The organism is Pseudomonas sp. SWRI179, from assembly GCF_014268705.1.
Taxonomy (GTDB): domain Bacteria; phylum Pseudomonadota; class Gammaproteobacteria; order Pseudomonadales; family Pseudomonadaceae; genus Aquipseudomonas; species Aquipseudomonas zanjanensis.
Map to the genome: position 1 here is coordinate 31,137 of NZ_JABWRA010000045.1, position 23,162 is coordinate 54,298.

The window sequence follows — 23,162 nt, forward strand, 5'->3', positions numbered from 1 at the left end:
GCTGTTCTAATTCACCCAGCGCTGCAGAATCTGTTGCAGTTCGTTCCTTTTGAACGGCTTGGCCAGGTAATCGTTCATGCCCGCCGCGAGGCAGGCTTCGCGGTCGCCCTGCAAGGCGTTGGCCGTCAGGGCGATGATCGGCACCTGGTCGCAACCCGGCAACTGGCGGATCTGCCGCGTGGCTTCGTAGCCATCGATGATGGGCAACCGGCAATCCATGAGGATCGCTTCGAAAATCAGGCTTTCGGCGCTGCGTACGGCCTGGGCGCCATCGGTGGCGATGCTGACGGTGAAACCCAGGCTGCGCAGCATGGCTTCGACCACCGTCTGGTTGACCGGATTGTCTTCCACCAGCAACACGTTGCGGCCTTCGCCATCGCCGCTGCCGCTGCCGATAGGCAGGCGCGGCACCAGGGTCGCTGGTGTCTGGCGCGACAGGGCCAGCGGGATCTCGAGAGTGAACACCGAGCCTTGGCCTTCTTCGCTCTGGGCCCGCAGCGTCCCGCCCATGCGTTCGGCCAGGGTGCGGGCGATCGGCAGGCCCAGGCCTGTGCCGCCGTAGCGCCGGGAAATCGAATTGTCGGCCTGCTGGAAGGCATCGAACATGCGCTCCAGGCTCTCGGCGGGGATGCCGATGCCACTGTCGCGCACCGTGCAGGTGAACCACAGCAGTTCGTGGTCCAGGGCCTGCCATTGGCATTGCACGGTGACACGGCCTTGCTCGGTGAATTTCAGCGCGTTGCCGATCAGGTTCACCAGGATCTGCCGGATCCGCGTCGGATCGCCCTGGACCTGCAAGGCCTGCATGTCGTCCGGGACCAGCAGGTCCAGACCCAGCTTGCGCTGCGCGGCGCTGTGCTGGAAAGACTGCGCGCAACTGCCCACCAGTTCGGCCAGGTTGAACGGGATGTGCTCCAGTTCCAGGGCCGAGCGCTCGATGCGCGAGAAGTCGAGGATGTCGTTGATCACTTTCAACAGGTGTTCGGTGGATTCCGAAGCCAGCGCCGTGTACTCGTGCTGCTCGTCGGTCATGCGGGTGGTTTCCAGCAGCTGCAACATGCCCAGTACGCCGTTCATGGGCGTGCGCAGTTCATGGCTCATCATCGCCAGGAACTCGGACTTGGCGCTGTTGGCTTTTTCCGCTTCTTCGCGGGTCTTGATCAACTGCGCCATGGCCTGCTGCTGTTCGCGGCTGGCTTGTTCCAGGCCGTCGGCCAGGTTGTTGATGTGCCGCGACAAGGCCCCCAGTTCGGTGTCATCGACGATGGGCAGCGGGGTACTGTAGTCGCCTTGCTGGATAGCCTTGACCGCGTTGCCGATGTCGCGGATCGGCCGGGACAGGCTGGTCGCCAGCCGACGTGCCACCAGGAAGGTGAACAGCAGGGCGAACAACGCCAGGATCGCGGCCTTGAACAGGATTTCCTGTTGCCGCTGGCTGAAGGCGTCGCTGGACATGCCGACGATCACGCGGCCCAGGTAATCCTCGCCAGCCGCCTCCATGGCGCTGCTGTTGCCTTGCAGGAAATCATTGTTCAGGGCAATGCGCTGCAGGCGCACCGGGGCCTGGAAGACGTCGATCTGCTGGGCACGGCTGTGGACCTGCTCGGGTTGTTCGACATACACCAGGACCTTGTCGGCGCTGTCCTGGACTTCCAGGAAGCGCACGTGTGGGGTCGCCAGGGTTGCGGTGAGCAGGCTTTCGAGCACCTCTTTGTTGCCGGAAATCACCCCGTATTCCGTGGCGGGGGCCAGTTGGTTGGCGATCAGTTGCCCGGTGTGATTGAGCTCCTGGCGCAAGTCCTGGATCCGCACGAAGGTAAAGAAAGTGATCAGCAGCAAGGTCAGCAGCAACGCCGGGCCGAGGGCGATGAGCTGGGTGCGGGTGTTGATGTCCCAACGGCGACGCAAGGTCATGGGCGGTGTTCTCCTTCGGCCAACGTTGCCGCGACGGATTCGGCGTCAATCGGTTCGATCCCCAGCGAGCGGGAGACCTGCCGGTTGCCCAGGACTTTGAAGCGGTCCGGATACAGCGTGCGCGGCCAGGTCGTGGCGGGGCGGTCAAGCAGGTCGTCGAGAATCGCCAGCCAGTCTTGTTGGTCGCTGTAGGTGCTGGCCAGGCTGCCGGCCTTGACGAATGCGGCGCTGGGCCCGATCAGCGCGCGTTGCCGGGCATAGCTGCTGAGCAACAGGTTCTTCACGGTCTTGGGGTTGTACAAGTCGGGGTCATCCAGGCCCAGCAGCACATCGCTTTGGCCCAGCAGGTTTTGCAGGGGACGGCTGTCGCTGGTGTCGTCCCAACGTTCGCTGACGATGACCAGGCCCAGCGGTGCCGCGGCCTGTTGGAGATCCTTGAGCAGGAATTCACTGTGGGTGTCATACAGCACGCCGACCCGTCGCACTTGCGGCAGGATGGTGCGGATCAGCCGCAGTTGCCGCGCCATCGGTGGATCGCTCCACAGCAGGCTGAGGTGCGCGGGCGTCGCATCGCCCAGGCGGTCGCGGGCTTGCTGGCGGCTGATGCGCAGGACCAGGGTGGCCGGGCCCCGCGCGTCTTGCAGGCGCCACTCCAGGCTGGGCAAGTCAAGCAGGATCAGGCGCACAGTGTCCGGCAGCTTGTCCGGCGTCGGCAGGTTGGCCAGTGGTGTAAAGCGTACGCTGTCTTCGGGGCGCAAGGTTTTCAGGGCCTGGGTGAAAGACTGTACGCCGGGGCTGTCCTCGGCGCCGGTCAACAGGATTTCGGCGGCCCTGGCCTGGAGGGTTGCCAGCCAGCCGGCAAACACCAGGCACAGGGCCAGCGTCAGGCGGCCATGAAATGGCGTCTTGCGGGGGCGGCGCCGGGACATCTAGAACGATAGCTCCGCGCTGAAGTACACCACATGGCGGGAGTCGTAGCGGTTGTCGACGAAGGTCATGGGCTGGTTGTCCAGGCGCTGTTGCAGCACGCCCGCCAGTTCCAGGCTGGCCTTGCCCAGGGGAATGCGCCGGGCGAGGCGGGTGTCGACCCGTTCGAAGCGATAACCGTTGAGGTCGTCGGCGGCGTAGTAGAACAGCGCACTGTTCCAGCCCTGGCCCCAGTCCCGTAGCCAGCCGGCCGAACCGCTGTTGCGGGCGGTCAGTTGTTCGTCGAGGGGGTTGCTGGCCTGGGCGTCGACATAGGCATAGGTCAGGCGCAGACGGTCAGCGCTGGTCATGCGCCAGTCGAACTGGGTCTCGACCCCGGAGAACTGCGATTCATTGGCATTGCTGGCGATGTACTGATTGTTGCGCAGCGGCTCGCTGATCATGCCGGTGATTTCGTCATGGAACAGCTTCACGTCGACCGCCAGGCCCACGTCCACGAAATAACCGTTGTAGCCCAGTTCCCGAGAGCGCATGTGCTCTTGCTCCAGGTTGCCCGGGCCGCGGGTCCGGACGAAATAACGGGCACTGTTCTGGCCGAAGGCGGCAGGCTGCAGGTTGGTGACCTGGTAGCTCCAGTTGACGTTGTTCTCGAACATGTCCGGCGAGCGCACGGCTTCGGAGTACACCGCCCGCAGGCCGTGGCGCGGGGTGATCAGGTAGTTGACCGCGACCCGTGGGGTCAGCGAGCTGCCGGTCAGGCGGGTGTCCTCGAACATCGCGCCACCCTGCAATAGCCAATGCTCGGTAGCCCGCCATTCGAGCTGGCCGAACAGGCGCCAGGTGGTGTCGTCCAGGGTGCCGTTGAAGTACGTCTCCGAGTCGGCCCGGTCGTAGCGATAATTGGCGCCGGTGACCAGTCGCAGGCTGTCGGACAGGCTCAGGGTGTCCTGGATCTCCAGGTCGTAGCGCGATTCCCGGGCGCTCTGGTCGATATCGCCGCACAGGGTCCGCGAGGCGCCGTTGCGCCACTGATCGAGCACCTGGTTGGCCAACGCCTGTTCCTGTGGCGTGCCGGGTGGCGCGCCGATGCTGGTATAGCTGGGGATATTGCGCGCCAGCTTCTCGGCATAGTTGGGGTTGAGCTGCCACAGGTCGGTCAGTTGCGGGCTGAAAGACACCTCGGCGTCACAGGCGCGCCAGGTCTGTTGGCGATCCCAGTGCTGGATCGAGCCTTGTACATAAAGGCTGTGGTCGGGATCCAGGTCCAGGTTCCAGCGCAGTGAGCCGGCATAGTCCTTGGCGATGACGTCGGAATTATCCCCAGCGGCGGTAATCCCGGCGAACACGGGACGGTAGGTATAAGGTCGCTGGTTGGTCCCGTCCTTGGCGTTCAATTGCCAGTCGATGCTCTGCCGTTCGTCCAGGGTCTGGCTGACGGACAGATTGAAGCGATTCAGGCGGCGGCTGTCGCGGTAGTCGGCACCGTTGCGGTCGCTGTCAAAGCCATCGTCCTCCTGGCCGGACAGCGACAACCGCAGGTCGCCGCCTTCCCAGCCGCTGCCCTGGCTGGCGTACCAGTCACTGATGCCACGCTGGCCCCGGGTGATTTTCAACCGGGTGCCATGGCTGTCGGCCGGGACGCGGGTGATGATGTTGACCACCGCCATCAGCGCGTTGGCGCCATAGCTGACGGTGTTGGGGCCGCGGAAGACTTCGATCCGCTCGATGTCTTCCATGGCCACCGGAATATCGCTCCAGTCCACGGTGGCCAGGCCGGCGCGGTACACCGAGCGGCCGTCGATCAGCACTTGCATGCGCCGCGCTTCGCTGGCGTTGGTGCCGTGGTAGTTCACGGCGGCCTGGTTGCCGGTGATGTTGCCGACCATCATGCCCGGTACCAGGCGCAGCAATTCGCTGATGTCCCGGGCGCCGCTGGCCTTGATCAGCTCGCTGTCGAGCACGGTCATGCTGCCTGGCACCGCCGCCGGCGATTGCTTCAGGCGCGTGGCCGTCAGTACCTGGGGCAGGGGCTGGCTGTCCACGAACAAGTCGTCGGCCAGCACTGGCGGGCTGATGATCAGCGCCAAGAGCAGGGACGAACCTGAACGGGAAGGGCCAACGGACACGGCACAGCCTATGAGAATGGACGGATGACGGGCATGTTAACTGAGCTGAACGACTTTTCCATTCACGTTGACAGCATTTTCCTGGGAATTGGTGGTCAGCTTCCTACAGCTGGCGGTAATTGTTGCCGGGGCTGGTCGCCATCCGGCCGCTCCGTATAATGCCCCGCATTGCCACTTGGTATGGATGAACGGATTGCATATGACTGAACAGCGCCCGATTGCGGTCCTGGGGGGCGGGAGTTTCGGTACCGCCGTGGCTAACCTGCTGGCCGAGAATGGCCACCCGGTGCGCCAGTGGATGCGTGACCCGGAACAGGCCGAGGCCATCCGGGTCAACCGCGAGAACCCACGTTACCTCAAGGGCATCAAGATCCGCCCGGAAGTGGTGCCGGTGACTGACTTGCAGGCCACCCTGGAGGGTAGCGACCTGTTCTTCGTCGCCTTGCCGTCCAGCGCCTTGCGTTCGGTGTTGGCACCCCATGCCGAGCGCCTGAGCGGCAAACTGTTGGTGAGCCTGACCAAGGGCATCGAAGCCCAGACCTTCAAGCTGATGAGCGAAATTCTCGAAGAAATCGCCCCCAAGGCGCGAATCGGTGTGATTTCCGGCCCGAACCTGGCGCGGGAAATCGCCGAGCACGCGCTGACCGCCACGGTGGTCGCCAGTGAGGATGAGCAATTGTGCCAACAGGTCCAGGCCGCACTCCATGGCCGCACCTTTCGGGTCTACGCCAGTGCTGACCGTTTTGGAGTGGAGTTGGGCGGTGCACTGAAGAACGTCTATGCCATCATCGCCGGCATGGCGGTGGCGCTGGACATGGGCGAGAACACCAAGAGCATGCTGATCACCCGCGCGCTGGCGGAAATGACCCGCTTCGCCGTCAGCCAAGGCGCCAACCCGATGACCTTCCTGGGATTGGCCGGAGTGGGCGACCTGATCGTCACCTGTTCCTCGCCCAAGAGTCGCAACTATCAGGTCGGCTTTGCCCTTGGCCAAGGCTTGAGCCTTGATGAGGCTGTGTCGCGCCTGGGTGAAGTGGCCGAAGGGGTCAATACCCTCAAGGTGCTCAAGGCCAAGTCCCAGGAGGCGGGGGTGTACATGCCGCTGGTCGCCGGGCTGCACGCGATCCTGTTTGAAGGGCGCACGCTGGAACAGGTGATCGAGCTGTTGATGCGTGGTGAACCGAAGACCGACGTTGATTTCATTTCCACCAGCGGTTTCAACTGAACCGCTATTGACGCAAGCAGGAGCGAGCCATGAACGATCCGCAAGGGCAACCCCAATACGAATCCATCCTGCTGCGTGTGCTGTGGATGGTGGTTTACCTGCTGGTCTGGCAGGTGGCGCAATTCATCCTCGGCGCCGTGGTGCTGGTGCAATTGATCTATCGGCTGATCTACGGCGCGCCCAGCGCGAGCCTGATGAATTTCGGTGACAGCCTGAGCCAGTTCCTGGCGCAGATCGGCCGTTTCGGCACCTTCCACAGCGACCAGAAGCCCTGGCCGTTCGCGGACTGGCCGACCCCACGCACGCCGGAAGGTGAAGCGCCTCACGCCGTGGCGCCGGCGCCGCATCCGGTCCGGGACGAGGAGCCGAAGCTATGAAACTGTGGGTATTGCGTCACGGAGAGGCAGAGCCCCATGGTGTGCGTCCCGATCCAGAGCGGGTCTTGACGGTACATGGCCGCGAGGAAGTGTTGCTCAGTGCCGGCCGGTTGATGGGTGAGCCATTGCGAGCCATCTATGCCAGCCCTTATGTGCGTGCCCAACAGACCGCGCAACTGGTGCGCGAAGCACTGGGCTTTGAACCTGAACTGATCACCGTCGACTGGCTCACGCCGGAGACCCGGCCGGCCGATGTGTTGCGGCATCTGAAGGATCAGGACGACGTGCTGCTGGTCAGCCATAACCCGTTGGTGGGCAGCCTGCTGGGCCTCCTGCAGCACGGCCACCTGCAACAGCCCGAGCAAGTGCAAACGGCTGGGCTGGCCGAGCTGGAAGGCGATATGCCGCTGGCCGGGGCGATGAGTCTCAAGCGCCTGTAATACCTGATCCACCCCAGCGTCTGCATCGCGGGCAAGCCTTGCTCCCACCGTGCTGTGCAGGATTGAATGTAATAAAAACCAAAAAGGAAGGGCAGCGATGAGTCTGTGGCGCACCACCCCCAACATCGAGCAACTGAACGCCGCCGGTAAAAACACCATCAGCGAAGTGCTGGATATCCGTTTCGAGTCGTTCGACGACGAGTCCCTGACCGCCAGCATGGTGGTCGATCAGCGTACCCACCAGCCGTTCGGCCTGTTGCATGGCGGTGCTTCGGTGGTCCTGGCCGAAACGGTCGGGTCCATGGCTGCCTACCTGTGTGTGGATGCCAGCAAGTTCTATTGCGTCGGCCTGGAGATCAATGCCAACCACCTGCGCGGCGTGCGCAGCGGACGGGTAACGGCCACGGCTCGGATGGTTCACCTGGGCCGTACCACCCAGGTCTGGGACATTCGCCTGGTCAATGACGAGGGCAAGCTCAATTGCGTGTCGCGCCTGACCATGGCCGTGGTGCCGTTGGGTGAGCAACCACCGGCGCGTTGAACCCCTTGTGGCGGGTGAAAGGCCCTTGTGGCGAGGGAGCTTGCTCCCGCTGGACTGCGCAGCAGGCCCAAGACCAGGCGCTGCGGTTTGTCAGGCGGAGGGTTTGGGGGCCGCTTCGCGGCCCAGCGGGAGCAAGCTCCCTCGCCACAGGTTTCATCGCTCATACAACCCCATAGCCCAAGCCCGACTGTCATCATTCCTGTCAGTTACGGTCATTGCCGCGCCGTCGGGTTCTGCGGACAATCTGCCGCAGTTCCCCAATGGATCGGCTGTCATGTCGCAACAGATTTTTTTCGCCCACGCCAATGGGTTTCCCTCGGCCACCTACGGCAAGTTGTTCGCCGCGCTGGCGCCGCAGTATCAGGTCGCGCATTTGGAATTGCACGGCCATGACCCGCGCTTTCCGGTCGACGACAACTGGCACAACCTGGTGGACGAACTGATCCATCACCTGGAACAGCAGCCGGCGCCAGTGTGGGGCGTCGGCCACTCCCTGGGCGGCGTGCTGCACCTGCACGCGGCGTTGCGCTGCCCTGAGCTGTACCGCGGCGTGGTCATGCTCGATTCGCCAGTGCTGACCCGTACCGACCAGTGGGTCATCCTGGCGGCCAAGCGCTTGGGGTTTATTGATCGCCTGACCCCGGCCGGCCGGACCCTGGGGCGGCGCGAGGAGTTTGCCGACCTGGCGTCGGCCCGGCAGTATTTTGCCGGCAAGACACTGTTTCGCGGTTTTGACCCGGATTGCTTCGACGCCTACCTGCAACACGGCCTGCAACAAGTCGGCGACCGGCTGCGGCTGCGCTTCGACCCGGCCACGGAAATCAGCATTTACCGCGGCGTGCCGCACACCAGCCCGGGTCGGCCCCGTAAGCTCAAGGTGCCATTGGCCGTGGTGCGCGGCCGGCAGAGTCGCGTGGTGATGCGCCATCACACCCGTTCGGTGGGACGCATGCTCCATGGCGAATCCCTGAGCATGCCCGGCGGTCACATGTTCCCCCTCGAACGTCCACAAGACACGGCGAACCTGCTCAAGAACCTCTTCCAGCGTTGGGAAGGGCGCAGCGCATGAGTGTGGTCGAAGAGGTCCGCCTGAGCCTGCCTCACATCGAACTGGCGGCTCACTTGTCCGGCCCGGACGACGGGCTGCCGGTGATTGCCCTGCACGGTTGGCTGGACAACGCCAACAGCTTCGCCCGCCTGGCGCCCAGGCTCGAAGGGCTGCGGGTGATCGCCCTGGACATGGCCGGCCACGGTCATTCCGGGCACCGGCCGCCGGGTGCCGGCTATGCCTTGTGGGACTACGCCCACGATGTGCTGCAAGTGGCCGAACAACTGGGCTTGAGGCGCTTCGCCCTGTTGGGGCATTCCATGGGCGCCATCGTGTCGCTGGTGCTGGCCGGTTCCCTGCCGGAACGGGTGACGCACCTGGGGTTGATCGACGGGGTGATTCCTCCAACCGCCAAAGGTGATAACGCGGCCGAACGCATGGGCATGGCCCTGCAAGCCCAGTTGGATTTGCAGCAAAAACGCAAGCCGGTCTACAAAACCCTCGACCGAGCCATCGAAGCGCGCATGAAGGGGCTGGTGGCGGTCAGCCGTGAGGCTGCCGAGTTGCTGGCCCAGCGCGGCCTGATGCCGGTGCCGGGGGGGTACACCTGGCGCACCGACAACCGCCTGACCCTGCCATCGCCCCTGCGCCTGACCGAAGAGCAGGCCATGGCGTTCGTTGCCCGGGTCGCTTGTCCGGCGCATCTGGTGGTGGCGGCCGACGGCATGCTTGGCCAACACCCGGAGCTGCTGGAGCGTCTACCCTTCAGTCATGAGCAGTTGCCCGGCGGCCATCATTTGCACCTGAACGACGAGGTCGGTGCCGGGCTTGTAGCAGACTGTTTCAATCGGTTCTTCACCGTTCCTTGACTTGCGCCGGGCAACTGTCGAGGCTGGGCGGGTTGAAAAGGAGACAACCATGACAGACCTCTGTTTGCCAGCTTCGCAGTGCATCGACGACGCCCGTTGCGTTCAAGCGTCCCAGGCCAAGCCGATCCGATGAAATTATCCGTTCACTCACTCGTCCTGCTGGCGCTGGCCTGCCTCAGCCCGGCGTCGTTCGCCGTCGATGTGCCGGGCAGTCGCGACTTGGAACGCGTGCCGCGCATGCCCGATGCCCAAATCGTCGATTACCGGCAAGGCAGCGATCTGGAACGCGTCTACCCCATGGGCTCGATCCGCAAGATCAGCGGCCAGTTGCGCTTTGACGGCCAGGTCGATGCCCGTGGGAATGTCACGTCGGTCACCTACGAACTGCTGCCGGAACATTCCGCCACCCAAGCCTTTACCGCGGCTCGCGAAGCGTTGCAGAAACAGGGTGCCGAGCTGTTGTTCTGGTGCCAGGCCCGCGATTGCGGCGAAAGCAGCCTGTGGGCCAACGACGTCTTCGGCAATGCCAAGCTCTATGGCGCCGACAACGGCCAGGCCTTCCTGCTGCTGCGCCTGGCGCCGCCGGCGGACAACACGCTGATCGCGCTTTATTCCATCACCCGCGGCAATCGCAAGGCCTACCTGCATGTCGAGCAGTTCGAGGCGAACGCAGCGCTGGGGGACTTGCTGCCGACATCGGCCACGCTGTTGCGCCAGCTCAAGGACACCGGTGTCCTGGACTTGCCGCGTCTTGCCGGTGAGCCGGACGACACCTGGTTGCGCCTGTTGTCCCGGGCGCTGAACCTGGACACGGGCCTGCGGGTCGGTATCGCCGGTCCCCGGGCCGAGGACTGGCGTGAGGCACTGGCGGGCCAGGGCGTCCGGGCGGCGCGCATGGAGGCCGCCAGCGGCGAAGCGACGGGATTGCGCCTGGAACTGCTGCGCTAAGCTGTGTCGGGGCAGCGGGTTTCACGCCGCTGTCTCGGTCCTGTTCATTTTTTCGAGACCCTACATGCTCAATAACGATCGGCTGTTGGTGCAGATCCTGCTCCTGGTGTTGTTCGGCGCAAGCCTCTGGGTCATGGCGCCGTTCTGGTCGGCGCTGTTCTGGGGCGCGGTGCTGGCGTTCGCCAGTTGGCCGTTGATGCGCCTGCTGACCCGCTGGGTCAATGGCCGCGAATCCCTGGCGGCGGCGTTGCTGACGGTGGGCTGGATGCTCTTGGTAGCGGTGCCGCTGGTGTGGCTGGGTTTCAACCTGGCCGACCATGTGCGTGATGCCACTGCGTTCATCAAGGACGCACAAGTCGATGGCTTGCCGGAAGCGCCCGACTGGCTGGCCGGCGTGCCGCTGGTGGGCGGGCGGCTGGTTGGCATCTGGAACAGCATCGACCAGCAGGGCGCGGCCATGATGGTGTCCATCAGGCCGTACCTGGGGCAGGTCGGCAACTGGCTGCTGGCACGTAGCGCGCAGATCGGCGGGGGGATCCTCGAACTGACCCTGAGCATCGTGTTCGTGTTCTTTTTCTATCGCGACGGCCCGCGTCTGGCGGTATTCGTCCATGGGCTGCTGGAGCGCCTGATCGGCGACCGTGCCGGTTACTACATCGAACTGGTGGCCGGTACGGTGCAACGGGTGGTCAACGGCGTGATCGGCACCGCGGCGGCCCAGGCCGTGCTGGCGCTGATCGGCTTCCTGATCGCCGGGGTGCCAGGGGCGCTGGTGCTGGGGATCGTCACGTTCCTGCTGAGCCTGATTCCCATGGGCCCACCCCTGGTCTGGATCCCCGCCACGGCGTGGCTGGCGTGGAAGGGCGAATACGGGATGGCGGTGTTCCTCGGCATCTGGGGCACGTTCATCATCAGCGGCGTGGACAACGTGCTCAAACCCTACCTGATCAGCCGTGGCGGCAACCTGCCCTTGGTCATTGTGTTGCTGGGGGTGTTTGGCGGGTTGATCGCCTTCGGTTTCATCGGCCTGTTCATCGGCCCGACCCTGCTGGCGGTGGCGTACAGCCTGTTGACGGACTGGAGTAAAAGCCAGGCGCGGTAGGTTGAGTGGCGAGTACCTTGTGGCGAGGGAGCTTGCTCCCGCTGGGTTGCGAAGCGACCCCAAACCAATACCTCGGTCAGCCTGATACTCCGCAGTGCCTGGTTTCAGGGCTGCTGCGCAGCCCAGCGGGAGCAAGCTCCCTCGCCACAGGGTGATCGCCGACCCATCAGGCTCCACAAAGCCTCCAGATCAATGCTGGCCCAGGCTCCACAAAGCCTTCAGATCAACGCCGCCCCTGTGGGAGCGAGCTTGCTCGCGATAGCGGTATGTCAGTCAATGTCGATGTTGGCTGACGGGGCCTCATCGCGAGCAAGCTCGCTCCCACAGGGAAGATAAGCGGGCTTATGGGCGAGGCAAGCTGATCACCGCCGTCAAGCCACCTCCGGGCGTCTCCTCCAGGCTCAACTGCCCGCCCAGGCGTTCCGTGGCTTCCCGAGCGATGGTCATGCCCAGGCCAACACCGCCGGAGTTGCGATTGCGCGAACCTTCCAGGCGGAAAAAGGGTTCGAACACTGCCTCGCGCTTGTCCGCGGCAATACCGGGGCCGTGGTCGATGACTCGGATCAGCAGCAGATGTTTCTGGTCCTGCAAGGTAATCAAGGCATGGCCGGCGTAGCGCAGGGCATTGTCGATGAGGTTGTTGAGGCACGAGCGCAGTGCCATCGGTTGCACCTGCAGCGGCGCGCAGGTCCCGCTGACCTGCACATCCGAGCCCTGGTCCTGGGCGTTTTCGCTCAATGATTCGGCCAAGGCCTGCACGTCCATCCATTGCAGCGCTTCACTGGTGCGCTGTTCGTGCAAGTAGGTCAGGGTGGCATCGAGCATGCCGATCATGTCGTCCAGGTCCTGGCGCATCTGGCCTTGCAGCTTGACGTCATCGATCTGCTCCAGGCGCAGCTTGAGCCGCGAAAGCGGTGTGCGCAGGTCATGGGACACCGCGCCGAGCATGCGCGAGCGCTGCTGCACCTGCTCGCGGATCCGTTGCTGCATCAGATTGAACGTATGGGCCGCCTGCCGTGCCTCACGAGGGCCGTTTTCCTCCAGCGGCGGGCTGTCGAGGTTTTCGCTCAGGCGCTCGGCGGCATCGCTCAGGCGCTGGATGGGTCGGGTCAGAAGCTTGGCGCCGTACCAGGCCGCAATGATCAGGCACACGAATTGAAACGTCAGCGGCACCACCGGGCCGCCGAACCAGGGGCGTGGACGGCGGTTGGAGGGCGGACCGAAGCGCGGCGGACCGTCACCTTGCTGGTCCATTCCAGGCGGCCCGGGAGGTGGCGGTTGGTCGTAATGGAAAAACCAGGCAAAGGCCAGCAAATGCGCCAGGACAATCGCCAGCAGCAGCACGCCAAACAGGCGACCGAACAAGGAGTCCAGGCGCAATCGCATCAACCGATGTCCCTGGCGTCGAACAAATAACCCTCACCGCGTACGGTCTTGATCAGTTGCGGGGCCTTGGGGTCGTCGCCCAGCTTTTGGCGCAGGCGTGACACGAGCAAGTCGATGCTGCGGTCGAACGCTTCGATGGAGCGACCACGGGCCGCATCCAGCAACTGCTCGCGGCTGAGCACCCGGCGCGGTCGTTCGATGAAGACCCACAACAGGCGGAACTCGGCATTGGACAGTGGCACCACCAACCCGTCGCCCGAGATCAGTTGGCGCAACACGCTATTGAGCCGCCAGTTGTCGAAACGAATATTGGCCCGCTGCTCGGTGCGGTCGTCGCGCACCCGGCGCAGGACGGTCTGGATGCGCGCCACCAGTTCCCTGGGCTCGAACGGCTTGGCCATGTAGTCATCGGCGCCCAGTTCCAGGCCGATGATGCGGTCGGTGGGCTCGCAACGGGCCGTGAGCATCAGGATCGGGATGTCCGATTCGGCGCGCAACCAGCGGCACAACTGCAAGCCGTCCTCACCCGGCAGCATCAGGTCGAGCACGACCACGTCGAAGTGCTCAGCCTTCATCGCCTGGCGCATGGCCGCGCCATCGGTCACCCCGCTGGCCCGAATGCTGAAGCGGGCCAGGTAATCGATCAGCAGTTCGCGGATCGGCACGTCATCATCGACGATCAGCGCGCGGGTGCTCCAGCGCTTGTCATCTTGAGCGTCAGAATTTGCAACAGGGGTGTTCTGCATGGATGCATCATCTGCCAGGTTGGCTGCCAACCACAAAGAAGGCGGCGAGGTTGAGGCTTCAGCATAGGCGTCGTGCCGCGAGGCGTGAAGCGCCGAAAGAGCGGGTTGCGGCGGACGGTAGCGTGACGACGTGTTGTACGCATGTCATATATGTATCGGCTTCGACACAAAAGTCGGTATTGTCCGTATTGCCCGGGGAGGCGGTGAGATTTACCGATCATCGGGTCCCGCACGGGCGCTCGTTCCGCTACAATGCGCGCCGATTTCGACTTGCCTGAGAGCCCGCTCATGTCCGCCTGCCAGACGCCCATCATCGTCGCCCTGGATTTCCCCACCCGTGACGCCGCCCTGAAGCTGGCCGACCAGTTGGACCCCGCGCTTTGCCGGGTCAAAGTCGGCAAGGAACTGTTCACCAGTTGCGCGGCGGAAATTGTCGGGACCCTGCGTGACAAGGGTTTCGAAGTGTTCCTGGACCTGAAATTCCACGATATCCCCAACACCACCGCCATGGCCGTCAAGGCGGCGGCGGAGATGGGCGTGTGGATGGTCAACGTGCATTGCTCCGGTGGCCTGCGCATGATGGCGGCCTGCCGTGAAGTGCTGGATCAGCGCAACGGCCCGAAACCGTTGCTGATCGGCGTGACTGTGTTGACCAGCATGGAGCGCGAGGACCTGGCCGGGATCGGCCTGGACATCGAGCCCCAGGAGCAGGTGCTGCGCTTGGCGGCGCTGGCGCAGAAGGCCGGCCTGGACGGTCTGGTCTGTTCGGCTCTGGAAGCCGGCGCTTTGAAAGCAGCCCATCCGGCGCTGCAACTGGTGACCCCGGGGATTCGTCCGGCGGGCAGCGCCCAGGACGACCAACGTCGCATCCTGACCCCGCGCCAGGCGCTGGATGCCGGCTCCGACTACCTGGTGATCGGTCGCCCGATCAGCCAGGCCGCCGATCCGGCCAAGGCCTTGGCGGCGGTCGTGGCCGAACTGGCCTGAGCAAACACCGAGAGCCCTTGTGGGAGCGGGCTTGCTCGCGAATGCGGAGTGTCAGGCGCCCTTTAGGCCTGCTGACCCACCGCATTCGCGAGCAAGCCCGCTCCCACAGTTGTTTTGTATCAGACCTTGAGTACCAACTTCCCGAAGTTCTCCCCGCTGAACAACTTGGTCAGCGTCTCGGGAAAGGTCTCCAATCCTTCGACGATGTCTTCCTTGCTCTTGAGCTGCCCCTTGGCCATCCAGCCGGCCATTTCCTGCCCGGCGGCAGCGAACTGCGAGGCGTAGTCCATGACCACGAAACCTTCCATGCGTGCCCGGTTGACCAGCAGTGACAGGTAATTGGCGGGGCCTTTCACCGCTTCCTTGTTGTTGTACTGGCTGATGGCGCCGCAGATCACCACGCGGGCCTTGAGGTTCAGGCGGCTGAGCACGGCATCGAGGATGTCGCCCCCGACGTTATCGAAATACACGTCCACGCCTTTGGGGCACTCGCGCTTGAGGCCGGCATGGACGTCTTCGTTCTTGTAGTCGATGGCGCCGTCGAAGCCCAGTTCATCCACCAGGAATTTGCATTTGTCGGCGCCACCGGCAATGCCCACCACGCGACAGCCCTTGAGCTTGGCAATCTGCCCGGCAATGCTGCCTACCGCACCGGCGGCCCCCGATAGCACCACGGTCTCGCCGGCCTTGGGCGCGCCGACATCCAGCAGGGCGAAGTAGGCGGTCATGCCGGTCATGCCCAGGGCAGACAGGTAGCGGGGCAGCGGTGCCAGTTTCGGATCGACTTTGTAGAAGCCTCTTGGCTCGCCGAGGAAATAATCCTGCACACCCAAGGCCCCGTTGACGTAGTCCCCGACCGCGAAACCCGGGTTGTTCGAGGCGATCACCTGGCCGACACCCAATGCCCGCATCACTTCACCGATGCCGACCGGCGGGATGTAGGATTTACCCTCGTTCATCCACCCGCGCATGGCCGGGTCCAGGGACAGGTATTCATTCTTCACCAGGATCTGGCCGGCTGCCGGTTCGCCCACCGGGACTTGCTGATAGGTGAACGTCTCGCGGGTCGCGGCGCCTACCGGGCGTTTGGCGAGCAGGAACTGGCGATTGGTCTGGGCGGTCATGGTTGGCACTCAAGATGAATGAAGTCTTGTTGATAGACCTTCGAAGCATTTGCCGCAAGCTTTGCCGATACAGCGAATGCAGTTCGATCCAACACAGTGATAGTTCGCCCAGTGGCCTTATCACTGGCGCCCATGAATGCTCAACCGTCAGTTGGATAGTGCTGCCGTGCTCTCGGGACCTGTGGCTAGACTGGCGTCATCTCCCGCATTCTTCGAGGAACTGACAATGAGCATGACGTTTTCCGGACAGGTCGCCGTGGTCACGGGCGCCGCCGCTGGCATTGGCCGCGCTACCGCTCAGGCCTTTGCGGCAGAGGGCCTGAAAGTCGTGGTGGCCGACCTGGACGTAGCGGGCGGCGAGGGCACCGTGCAGTCGATTCGTGATGCGGGCGGCGACGCGGTGTTCGTGCGCTGCAATGTCACGCTGGAAAATGAGGTGCGGCACCTGATGGATGAGGTGATCAGGACCTACGGTCGCCTTGACTATGCCTTCAACAACGCCGGGATCGAGATCGAGAAGGGCAAGTTGGCCGACGGTACCCTCGATGAGTTCGACGCGATCATGGGGGTCAATGTGAAGGGCGTCTGGTTGTGCATGAAGTATCAGTTGCCTTTGCTGCTGGCCCAGGGCGGCGGCGCTATCGTCAACACGGCCTCGGTGGCCGGCCTGGGCGCAGCGCCGAAAATGAGCATCTATGCCGCCTCCAAGCACGCCGTGATCGGCTTGACCAAATCGGCCGCCATCGAATACGCCAAGAAGAAGATCCGCGTGAACGCGGTCTGTCCGGCGGTGATCGACACCGACATGTTCCGTCGGGCCTATGAGGCAGACCCGAAAAAAGGCGAGTTCGCCAATGCCATGCACCCGGTGGGGCATATCGGCAAGGTCGAGGAAATCGCCAGCGCCGTGCTGTACCTGTGCAGCGACGGCGCGGCGTTCACCACCGGCCACTCCCTGGCGGTGGACGGTGGGGTCACGGCGTTCTGAGGACGCTTCCCTTGGCTTGTAGGACGAAGCCCGCACTGGTTGCGGGCTTTTTCTTTGGGGGGTGGAAACGCTCTATCAATGTGTTTCAAAGGGTGAGAATCGGCGGTTTTGGCGACTTTGTCGTACATCGCTCGGGGGTGGCCTGTGCTTAACTGTTTCCGGAAATAAAACAAACGCTTAGGAGCTTGGTTACTCATGGAGTTGAGAATCGACCGGCAGGCCTTGGTGCCTGTCGTGCAGCAAATCGTCGACGCGCTGACCGGATGGATCCGACAGGATGCGGTGCAACCAGGGACTCGCCTGCCGTCCGTGCGCCAACTGGCGCGGCAGAACCTGCTCAGCCAGTCCAGCGTCAATGAAGCCTGTGAGCGCCTGGTTGCCCAAGGCCTGCTGGCGTCCCGGCATGGTTCCAGCTTTTTTGTCGCACCATCCCCTGTGCCCGGGGTCGTGTCCACCGACCCGAGTCGCCAGCAGGACACGCTCGCTGAAGCCGGTGAAACCCCGCAATGGGCGTTGCCGCTGGGGTGTGGCGGGTTGCCCGAGAGCTGGCGTGAAAGCGATGACCTGGGTTATGCGATCCGTCAGGTCACCCGCACCGATATGGCGGGGTTGTTCAACTACAGCACGCCATTGGGGCTGCCCGCCTTGCGCGAGCAACTGTCCAGGCGCCTGAAGCACTTCAATATCGAGGCTGATAAAGACTCGATCCTGACCACCGCTGGGGCGACCCAGGGGCTGGACCTGATCGTGCGGACACTGTTGCAGCCAGGCGCTTGCGTGATAGTGGAGAGCCCAGGCTATTCAAACCTGTTTGACCTGCTCCGGTTGCACAAGATCGAAATGCTCGAACTACCCAGGACCCCGCGCGGCCCGGACGTCGATGTGCTGCAAGACTTGTTGGCGAAACACCGGCCCAGTGCGCTGTTCGTCAACAGCGCCTGTCACAATCCGACCGGCACCAGCCTGGCCCCGGCCGTGGCCCAACGGTTGCTGCAATTGACGAAGCAACACGCCGTGCTGGTGATCGAAGACGATGCCTATGGTGACTTCCAGAACTCGGCGCGGACCCGGCTGGCGGCGCTGGATGCCGACGTGGTCTACGTGGGCAGTTTCTCGAAGACCCTGAGCAGTTCGTTACGCGTCGGTTTTGTGCTGGCCGCGCCGTCCATCATTGCGCGTCTGAGCGAGGTCAAGGGCATTACCAGTATGGGTGTGTCGCGGTTCTGTGAGTCGGTGCTTGCCAATCTCCTGGCCAACGGGGCCTATCGCAAGCTGGTCCAGCGCCAGCGGCAACGCCTGGGCGTCGATACGGCGGCGCTGTTGCAGGTATTGGAGGACGCCGACTGGGAGGTGTTTGGCAAACCCACCGGAGGGCTTTTCATCTGGGCGAAACCGCCAATCAGTGACTACGCTGGATTACAGCGTCTGGCCAGGCGCTTCGGTGTGCTGCTGTCTTCGCCTACGGCCTTCAGTCCTTCGGGCGCTGACAGCGACTGGCTACGGATCAACGTGGCCTATGCCCGTGATCCCCGGGCGCTGGTTTTTTTCCGGGCCGCAACGCTGGATCGACCTCAAGTGTCCTGAAAACGACGAAGCTGTAGCTTTTTGCCATTATTCCGACGCCAGCATCTTGTGTTGCAGGGCGTCTCGTTGCGAATCTGCAATCAACACACACTGGCAGAGGACTGGGCGCAATGATTTCGGCCGTGCAAGGACGTTTTGCCAACTTGGGTATGGCAAAAAAACTGGGTATCGGATTTGTCCTGGTGCTGCTGTTGACCGCTGTGGTCGCGGCCATCGGCGTCTGGTCCCTGCAGACCATCAGCCATCGTTTCGGTGGCCTGAAACAGATGTCGTCCCTCAACAGCGGGTTGCTCAAGGTCCGGCTGCTGGAGCAGGAGTACGCCTCGCGCTCCGACCCCAAGACGGCCGATGCCCTGCGCCAAGGGGTCGACGGACTTGTGGCCCTGGCGAACGAGCTCAAGGCACAGTCGGCTGCCAATGTGCCGGTGATGAATGACGTCGAGCAGGCGCTGGGCGCGTACCGCAAGGCGTTCGACGAGTTTGTCGGATTGAGCCAGAGCAAGGACCTGGCACTGGAAATGGCCAGTTGGTCGGTGTCCAGCGTGGCCAACAACCTTGATGTGTTGCAGGCCGGGCTGGCGGATGACGGTACCTATACCTTGAAAGACTCCGAAGGCAAGGAGGGTGCCGAATTCATCGAGCAGGCCAACCAGATCAGCGAAGTGTCGCGGTTGATGTTGCAGGCCATGAATGAAGCGCGGGTCCGCCTGGACCAGAGCCGCAAAGGCAATGTCGAGGGCGCCGGAGAAGGCAGCATTGAACAGGCCGAGCAGGCGATGAAACAGGCCGAAGCGCTCAAGACCACGGTCAAGGACCCGGGTTACCAGACCGTGCTGAACGAAGTGGCCGGGCACATCGCCGGCTTCAACCAGCAACTGGCCGAGTACACCGGGCTGCTGGCGAAGGAAAAAATCGTCTACCAGCAACTGCACGAGCGGGCCGACCAGGTGGTGGCGCGGGTCGACCAGGCCTTCAGTGCCGAAGACCAGGCCATGCAGGCAGAATTGAAGAAGAACTCGCTGCTGATCGTCGGTTCGTCGGCCTTGGCGTTGCTGGTGGGGTTGATCGCGGCGTGGGTCATCACCCGGCTGATCGTGACGCCGCTGCGCAGCGTCATTCGCGTTGCCCAGCAGATTGCGGCGGGTGACTTGAGCGCCACGGTCGAAGTGACGCGCCGGGACGAGATTGGCCAGTTGATGCTGGCCATGCAACAGATGGGTGCAGGGCTGAGCAGTATCGTCAGCGGTTTGCAGGCCGGGATCGAGCAATTGGCCAATTCGGCGCAGTCACTGTCGGCGGTGACCGAGCAGACCAACCTGGAAGTCAGCAGCCAGAAAGAGGAAACCGAGCAGGTCGCCACGGCCATGAACCAGATGACCGCCACCGTGCACGATGTGGCGCGCAATGCCGAAGAAGCGGCGCAAGCGGCCCAGACGGCCGACGACAAGGTCGAAAGCGGCCAGCAGGTGGTGCGCCAGAGCATGGTGCGCATTGAACAACTGGCCGATTCGGCGACGTCGGCCAGTTCCAGCATCGAAAGCCTCAGCGCCGAGATCCAGAACATCGGCACGGTGCTGGAAGTCATCAAGAGCGTGGCCGAGCAAACCAACCTGCTGGCGCTCAATGCCGCTATCGAGGCGGCCCGCGCCGGGGAACAGGGCAGGGGCTTCGCGGTCGTGGCCGATGAAGTGCGGGCCCTGGCCAGGCGCACGCAACAGTCCACCGAGGAGATCGAACGGCTGGTGAGCGCCTTGCGTTCAGCGGCCCAGGCCTCCGTTCAGCAGATCCAGAGCAGCGGCGAGCTGGTGAAGATGGCGGTCAGCGACGCACTGCAGACCGAGAGCGCCTTGGGCAGCATTGCGGCGGCGGTGTCGTTGATCCAGCAGATGAACCAACAGATCGCCGCGGCGGCCGAGCAACAGAGCTCGGTGGCTGAAGAGATCAATCGCAGCGTGACCAGTATTCGCGCCAGCGCCGATCAATCCTCCCTGGCGATGCGCGGCAATGCCGCATCCAGCATCGAGCTGGCGCAGTTGGGAGTTGAGTTGAAGGGAATGGTGGGGCATTTCAGGTTGTAAGCCGGTGGCGGCTCTTCAGCGATACCTGTGGCGAGGGAGCTTGCTCCCGTTTGGGTGCGAAGCACCCACCGCTCAAGGACCGTTGCGCCCGAAATGTCGGGCCGGCCCAGCGGGAGCAAGCTCCCTCGCCACAAGGGAACTCGCTTCGGCCCTTAATCTCAGTCGTAGACCTTCTTCTTTTTCCACTCGTCGTTTATTTCGTCGTCCTTCAAGCCCTCAGTCAACTGGTTGACCTCGCCCTCGACCGGCTGGGTGCTGGCCAGGACCTGGGCATTGGCGCGGGCCAGGAGTTTCTCCAGGTAGGCCAGTTGTTCGGCGTAGACCTGGGGTTCCTGTTGCTTGCGCAGGTACTGCACGCCGCGCTCGAAGGCCAGGCGGGCTTGCCCGGGTTGTTCCTGCTGCAACGCCTGCTGGCCGAGATTGTTGAAGAACTCGATGTGCAGCAGCACCAGGATGTGCCGCACTTCGCGGATCCAGCGCTTGGCTTCGTTGGGCGGCAGGAAACCGTCCTGGGCGGCGCGGGTAATCTGGCCGTGCAACGCCTCGAGCAGAAAACGTACGTCCTTGGCCTTGGCTTCGGTCTGGATCGGTGCCGGCGGATTGTTCACCGGGATCGATTCACCTTGGGCGGCCAATGCGCTCAACTCGTCCAGGCGTGCCTTGACCGTGGAATTGGTTTTCTCCAGGTTCAGCAAGCGCTGGCAGACGTTCATCTCGAGGCGGGTCATCAACAGCTTCAGGGCAGGGGTCATCAACTGCCCGGGAAAGGTTTCGGTGAGCTCGCCACAGCGACGCATGCGGTCGTTGAGTTCTACCTTGGTGCGGGCCTTTTCCAGCTTGTTGTTTTCCACCACGTGGTTCATGTAGCCAATGGCGATCAACAGGGCGATCCCGGCTACGACGAGCAGGGTGATCATGAGTGGTGTCACCGGTAAGACCTCTTTATTAGGGTACGCATGTCATGAGTGTAGTGGCTTGGCTTTTAAGCGCATAGGCCCGAGCGACGCGATTAGACGGGCGTCGTGCTGTTTATAGGAAGCATAACCGGGTAGGAGCACATTGCCATCATTTGCCGGGCGCGACTATAGCGTCTCGGCGGGCGACAGAATATAGGCGTCAGAGACCGGACGAGGGAAATGCGCGGATCGCCCCCTCAAACCGGGCGAAGTCATTGATTTAAATAAATTTATATCTGGGGGTTGACGACCCTTCAATCCATCCATAGAATGCGCGCCACTTACAGCGTAAAGCACTCAGCCAAACGCTCTAAGCAGTGAATGTTGTACGTGTGTCCCCTTCGTCTAGTGGCCTAGGACACCGCCCTTTCACGGCGGTAACAGGGGTTCGAGTCCCCTAGGGGACGCCAATGCGGGAATAGCTCAGTTGGTAGAGCACGACCTTGCCAAGGTCGGGGTCGCGAGTTCGAGTCTCGTTTCCCGCTCCAATTTAAACAGCGTTGCTTTCGGGCAGGGCTGAGTGAAGCCAGAGCCGACATCTTCGGATGCGGATTTGGGCACTGAAATACACACCATGTATTTCAGTTAGTGTGTCCCCTTCGTCTAGTGGCCTAGGACACCGCCCTTTCACGGCGGTAACAGGGGTTCGAGTCCCCTAGGGGACGCCATTTGCGGGAATAGCTCAGTTGGTAGAGCACGACCTTGCCAAGGTCGGGGTCGCGAGTTCGAGTCTCGTTTCCCGCTCCAAATTCAAAAAAACGCCGCTCATATGAGCGGCGTTTTTTTATGCCCGTAAAAAGGCCGTCCAGCGCTCTTGTGCCTACAACGAGCGATTTTCGTTGGCTGAGGAGACTGGCGGCGTTTTACCTTAAAAATGAAGGTGAAACGAAATGACTTCATGCAAAACTTAAGGGAAAACCTTAAGGAAGATTAATAGTTCATTCCTAAAAAAAAGCACTTCTCCTAACCTTCCAGTACCCATTCTGGAGGTGCACTTATGCTGGTTTTTATTAAATCGATGGTCATTGGACTATGTATTGCAGCCCCGGTGGGGCCCATTGGGTTGTTGTGCATACAAAGAAGCCTGATGCAGGGGTGGAGGGCTGGTTTCGCGACGGGATTGGGGGCGGCCACCGCCGATTCGATCTATGGATTCATCGGGGCCCTGGGGGTCACGGCCATCATCGCGACGCTGATCAGCTTTAAACCTTGGTTGTGTATCTTTGGCGGGCTGTTCCTCGCCTATATCGGCTATCAGACAATACGTGCGAAAGGCGGCGCGACCGCCATGGCGGGTGAGCGGGCCGATATGTTCAAAGCCTACTCGACCACGCTGTTCCTGACCCTGTCGAACCCCATGACCATCTTGTCGTTTATCGCGATATTTGCCGCATTGAGCGATGGCATGGCCAGCGGCCAAGGCGGCCAGCACGCCTTGTTGCCGATGGTGACCGGTATATTCCTGGGCTCGGCGGCCTGGTGGCTGGGGTTAAGCGGGTTCTCCTCCATTTTCAAGGCACGGATTGCCGAATCGAAGCTACGGCTGATCAACTACTTTTCAGGGGCGACTATCGCCGTTCTGGGGGCGTATCAGGTCGCCACGGGTGTCATGCTGGCGACGGCAACCTGATCGAAAATGATGCACAAAAAGAGGTCCTACTGCCTAATGCCTGTCAGTTAAGTGGATAGCACGGGCAAACACACAAACCGTGGCGAGGGAGCTTGCTCCCGCTGGGCCGGTCCGACGCCTCGGGCGTAGCAGCCCCAAAAACAGGGCCGCTTCGCGACCCAGCGGG

The 23,162-nt window shown here is 62.8% G+C and carries 20 protein-coding genes and 4 tRNA genes; 17 read left to right on the top strand and 7 right to left on the bottom strand.

The window, feature by feature from the left end:
• Window positions 1-6: 6 nt before the first annotated feature.
• The 3 genes from HU767_RS22230 to HU767_RS22240 are packed head-to-tail and all read right to left on the bottom strand — an operon-like array spanning window position 7 to window position 4,967.
• A complete protein-coding gene (locus HU767_RS22230) occupies window positions 7-1,914 on the bottom strand; it encodes an ATP-binding protein (protein WP_186708120.1) in 1,908 nt (635 codons plus the stop codon).
• Window positions 1,911-2,843, bottom strand: coding sequence for an ABC transporter substrate-binding protein (locus tag HU767_RS22235; protein ID WP_186708118.1), 933 nt, complete (start codon window positions 2,841-2,843; stop codon window positions 1,911-1,913). Before HU767_RS22235 ends, HU767_RS22230 begins: the two co-directional genes overlap by 4 nt.
• Window positions 2,844-4,967: a TonB-dependent receptor gene (locus HU767_RS22240; RefSeq protein ID WP_186730474.1), complete on the bottom strand. Its 2,124-nt coding sequence runs from the start codon at window positions 4,965-4,967 to the stop codon at window positions 2,844-2,846.
• A 199-nt stretch (window positions 4,968-5,166) separates the two neighbouring features.
• Here HU767_RS22240 and HU767_RS22245 point away from each other — a divergent pair, with 199 nt between their 5' ends.
• The 8 genes from HU767_RS22245 (at window position 5,167) to HU767_RS22280 (ending at window position 11,517) form a co-directional block, all read left to right on the top strand.
• Entirely contained in the window at window positions 5,167-6,192 is a 1,026-nt protein-coding gene (locus tag HU767_RS22245) for an NAD(P)H-dependent glycerol-3-phosphate dehydrogenase (RefSeq protein WP_186708114.1), read from the top strand.
• A gap of 29 nt (window positions 6,193-6,221) precedes the next feature.
• Window positions 6,222-6,569: a DUF4389 domain-containing protein gene (locus HU767_RS22250; RefSeq protein WP_053123936.1), complete on the top strand. Its 348-nt coding sequence runs from the start codon at window positions 6,222-6,224 to the stop codon at window positions 6,567-6,569.
• Window positions 6,566-7,009: a phosphohistidine phosphatase SixA gene (gene sixA / locus HU767_RS22255; RefSeq protein ID WP_186708112.1), complete on the top strand. Its 444-nt coding sequence runs from the start codon at window positions 6,566-6,568 to the stop codon at window positions 7,007-7,009. Before HU767_RS22250 ends, sixA begins: the two co-directional genes overlap by 4 nt.
• A gap of 97 nt (window positions 7,010-7,106) precedes the next feature.
• Window positions 7,107-7,550, top strand: coding sequence for a hotdog fold thioesterase (locus HU767_RS22260; protein WP_186708110.1), 444 nt, complete (start codon window positions 7,107-7,109; stop codon window positions 7,548-7,550).
• A 274-nt stretch (window positions 7,551-7,824) separates the two neighbouring features.
• Window positions 7,825-8,619: an alpha/beta hydrolase gene (locus HU767_RS22265; RefSeq protein ID WP_057451981.1), complete on the top strand. Its 795-nt coding sequence runs from the start codon at window positions 7,825-7,827 to the stop codon at window positions 8,617-8,619.
• Window positions 8,616-9,467, top strand: a complete 852-nt coding sequence (locus tag HU767_RS22270) for an alpha/beta hydrolase (RefSeq protein ID WP_186730475.1) — start codon at window positions 8,616-8,618, stop codon at window positions 9,465-9,467. Before HU767_RS22265 ends, HU767_RS22270 begins: the two co-directional genes overlap by 4 nt.
• 129 nt (window positions 9,468-9,596) lie before the next feature.
• Window positions 9,597-10,415 carry a DUF4892 domain-containing protein gene (locus tag HU767_RS22275; protein ID WP_186730476.1) on the top strand — a complete coding sequence of 273 codons (819 nt, stop codon included), beginning with the start codon at window positions 9,597-9,599 and terminating at the stop codon, window positions 10,413-10,415.
• A gap of 64 nt (window positions 10,416-10,479) precedes the next feature.
• Window positions 10,480-11,517, top strand: a complete 1,038-nt coding sequence (locus tag HU767_RS22280; protein ID WP_186708104.1) for an AI-2E family transporter — start codon at window positions 10,480-10,482, stop codon at window positions 11,515-11,517.
• A 342-nt stretch (window positions 11,518-11,859) separates the two neighbouring features.
• Here the strand turns inward: HU767_RS22280 and HU767_RS22285 are convergent, their stop codons facing one another.
• Window positions 11,860-12,903 carry an ATP-binding protein gene (locus HU767_RS22285; protein ID WP_186708102.1) on the bottom strand — a complete coding sequence of 348 codons (1,044 nt, stop codon included), beginning with the start codon at window positions 12,901-12,903 and terminating at the stop codon, window positions 11,860-11,862.
• On the bottom strand, window positions 12,903-13,649 hold the full coding sequence (locus HU767_RS22290; protein ID WP_186708100.1) for a response regulator: 747 nt from the start codon (window positions 13,647-13,649) through the stop codon (window positions 12,903-12,905). Before HU767_RS22290 ends, HU767_RS22285 begins: the two co-directional genes overlap by 1 nt.
• 288 nt (window positions 13,650-13,937) lie before the next feature.
• Here HU767_RS22290 and pyrF point away from each other — a divergent pair, with 288 nt between their 5' ends.
• Window positions 13,938-14,636 (top strand): orotidine-5'-phosphate decarboxylase, encoded by a 699-nt coding sequence (gene pyrF, locus HU767_RS22295; RefSeq protein WP_186708098.1) that lies wholly within the window; start codon window positions 13,938-13,940, stop codon window positions 14,634-14,636.
• Between the two features lie 119 nt (window positions 14,637-14,755).
• On the opposite strand, the gene HU767_RS22300 is transcribed toward pyrF, so the two are convergent.
• Window positions 14,756-15,760: an NADP-dependent oxidoreductase gene (locus tag HU767_RS22300; RefSeq protein ID WP_186730477.1), complete on the bottom strand. Its 1,005-nt coding sequence runs from the start codon at window positions 15,758-15,760 to the stop codon at window positions 14,756-14,758.
• A gap of 226 nt (window positions 15,761-15,986) precedes the next feature.
• Here HU767_RS22300 and HU767_RS22305 point away from each other — a divergent pair, with 226 nt between their 5' ends.
• The 3 genes from HU767_RS22305 to HU767_RS22315 all read left to right on the top strand — a co-directional run bounded on the left by HU767_RS22305 (window position 15,987) and on the right by HU767_RS22315 (window position 20,410).
• Window positions 15,987-16,748: an SDR family oxidoreductase gene (locus tag HU767_RS22305; RefSeq protein ID WP_186730478.1), complete on the top strand. Its 762-nt coding sequence runs from the start codon at window positions 15,987-15,989 to the stop codon at window positions 16,746-16,748.
• A gap of 195 nt (window positions 16,749-16,943) precedes the next feature.
• Complete coding sequence (locus HU767_RS22310; RefSeq protein ID WP_186730479.1) at window positions 16,944-18,332, top strand: PLP-dependent aminotransferase family protein; 1,389 nt, start codon at window positions 16,944-16,946, stop codon at window positions 18,330-18,332.
• Between the two features lie 110 nt (window positions 18,333-18,442).
• Window positions 18,443-20,410 carry a methyl-accepting chemotaxis protein gene (locus HU767_RS22315; protein WP_186708090.1) on the top strand — a complete coding sequence of 656 codons (1,968 nt, stop codon included), beginning with the start codon at window positions 18,443-18,445 and terminating at the stop codon, window positions 20,408-20,410.
• A 158-nt stretch (window positions 20,411-20,568) separates the two neighbouring features.
• On the opposite strand, the gene HU767_RS22320 is transcribed toward HU767_RS22315, so the two are convergent.
• Window positions 20,569-21,327 (bottom strand): hypothetical protein, encoded by a 759-nt coding sequence (locus HU767_RS22320; protein WP_186708088.1) that lies wholly within the window; start codon window positions 21,325-21,327, stop codon window positions 20,569-20,571.
• A gap of 373 nt (window positions 21,328-21,700) precedes the next feature.
• Between HU767_RS22320 and HU767_RS22325 the strand changes: the two genes are divergently transcribed.
• The 5 genes from HU767_RS22325 to HU767_RS22345 all read left to right on the top strand — a co-directional run bounded on the left by HU767_RS22325 (window position 21,701) and on the right by HU767_RS22345 (window position 22,996).
• A tRNA-Glu gene (locus HU767_RS22325) sits at window positions 21,701-21,776 on the top strand.
• 2 nt (window positions 21,777-21,778) lie between these two features.
• Window positions 21,779-21,854: transfer RNA gene (locus HU767_RS22330), tRNA-Gly, on the top strand.
• Window positions 21,855-21,958: 104 nt separating this feature from the next.
• A tRNA-Glu gene (locus HU767_RS22335) sits at window positions 21,959-22,034 on the top strand.
• A 3-nt stretch (window positions 22,035-22,037) separates the two neighbouring features.
• Window positions 22,038-22,113 (top strand) — tRNA-Gly (locus tag HU767_RS22340).
• A gap of 250 nt (window positions 22,114-22,363) precedes the next feature.
• Window positions 22,364-22,996, top strand: a complete 633-nt coding sequence (locus HU767_RS22345; RefSeq protein ID WP_186730480.1) for a LysE family transporter — start codon at window positions 22,364-22,366, stop codon at window positions 22,994-22,996.
• Window positions 22,997-23,162: the final 166 nt, after the last annotated feature.

Excerpts from the sequence above, each read along its gene's own strand:
- HU767_RS22230 (WP_186708120.1), bottom strand. The coding sequence starts at position 1,914 with ATGACCTTGCGTCGCCGTTGGGACATCAACACCCGCACCCAGCTCATC.
- HU767_RS22235 (WP_186708118.1), bottom strand. The coding sequence starts at position 2,843 with ATGTCCCGGCGCCGCCCCCGCAAGACGCCATTTCATGGCCGCCTGACG.
- HU767_RS22245 (WP_186708114.1), top strand. The coding sequence starts at position 5,167 with ATGACTGAACAGCGCCCGATTGCGGTCCTGGGGGGCGGGAGTTTCGGT.
- HU767_RS22250 (WP_053123936.1), top strand. The coding sequence starts at position 6,222 with ATGAACGATCCGCAAGGGCAACCCCAATACGAATCCATCCTGCTGCGT.
- sixA (WP_186708112.1), top strand. The coding sequence starts at position 6,566 with ATGAAACTGTGGGTATTGCGTCACGGAGAGGCAGAGCCCCATGGTGTG.
- HU767_RS22260 (WP_186708110.1), top strand. The coding sequence starts at position 7,107 with ATGAGTCTGTGGCGCACCACCCCCAACATCGAGCAACTGAACGCCGCC.
- HU767_RS22265 (WP_057451981.1), top strand. The coding sequence starts at position 7,825 with ATGTCGCAACAGATTTTTTTCGCCCACGCCAATGGGTTTCCCTCGGCC.
- HU767_RS22270 (WP_186730475.1), top strand. The coding sequence starts at position 8,616 with ATGAGTGTGGTCGAAGAGGTCCGCCTGAGCCTGCCTCACATCGAACTG.
- HU767_RS22275 (WP_186730476.1), top strand. The coding sequence starts at position 9,597 with ATGAAATTATCCGTTCACTCACTCGTCCTGCTGGCGCTGGCCTGCCTC.
- HU767_RS22280 (WP_186708104.1), top strand. The coding sequence starts at position 10,480 with ATGCTCAATAACGATCGGCTGTTGGTGCAGATCCTGCTCCTGGTGTTG.
- HU767_RS22285 (WP_186708102.1), bottom strand. The coding sequence starts at position 12,903 with ATGCGATTGCGCCTGGACTCCTTGTTCGGTCGCCTGTTTGGCGTGCTG.
- HU767_RS22290 (WP_186708100.1), bottom strand. The coding sequence starts at position 13,649 with ATGCAGAACACCCCTGTTGCAAATTCTGACGCTCAAGATGACAAGCGC.
- pyrF (WP_186708098.1), top strand. The coding sequence starts at position 13,938 with ATGTCCGCCTGCCAGACGCCCATCATCGTCGCCCTGGATTTCCCCACC.
- HU767_RS22300 (WP_186730477.1), bottom strand. The coding sequence starts at position 15,760 with ATGACCGCCCAGACCAATCGCCAGTTCCTGCTCGCCAAACGCCCGGTA.
- HU767_RS22305 (WP_186730478.1), top strand. The coding sequence starts at position 15,987 with ATGAGCATGACGTTTTCCGGACAGGTCGCCGTGGTCACGGGCGCCGCC.
- HU767_RS22310 (WP_186730479.1), top strand. The coding sequence starts at position 16,944 with ATGGAGTTGAGAATCGACCGGCAGGCCTTGGTGCCTGTCGTGCAGCAA.
- HU767_RS22315 (WP_186708090.1), top strand. The coding sequence starts at position 18,443 with ATGATTTCGGCCGTGCAAGGACGTTTTGCCAACTTGGGTATGGCAAAA.
- HU767_RS22320 (WP_186708088.1), bottom strand. The coding sequence starts at position 21,327 with ATGATCACCCTGCTCGTCGTAGCCGGGATCGCCCTGTTGATCGCCATT.
- HU767_RS22345 (WP_186730480.1), top strand. The coding sequence starts at position 22,364 with ATGCTGGTTTTTATTAAATCGATGGTCATTGGACTATGTATTGCAGCC.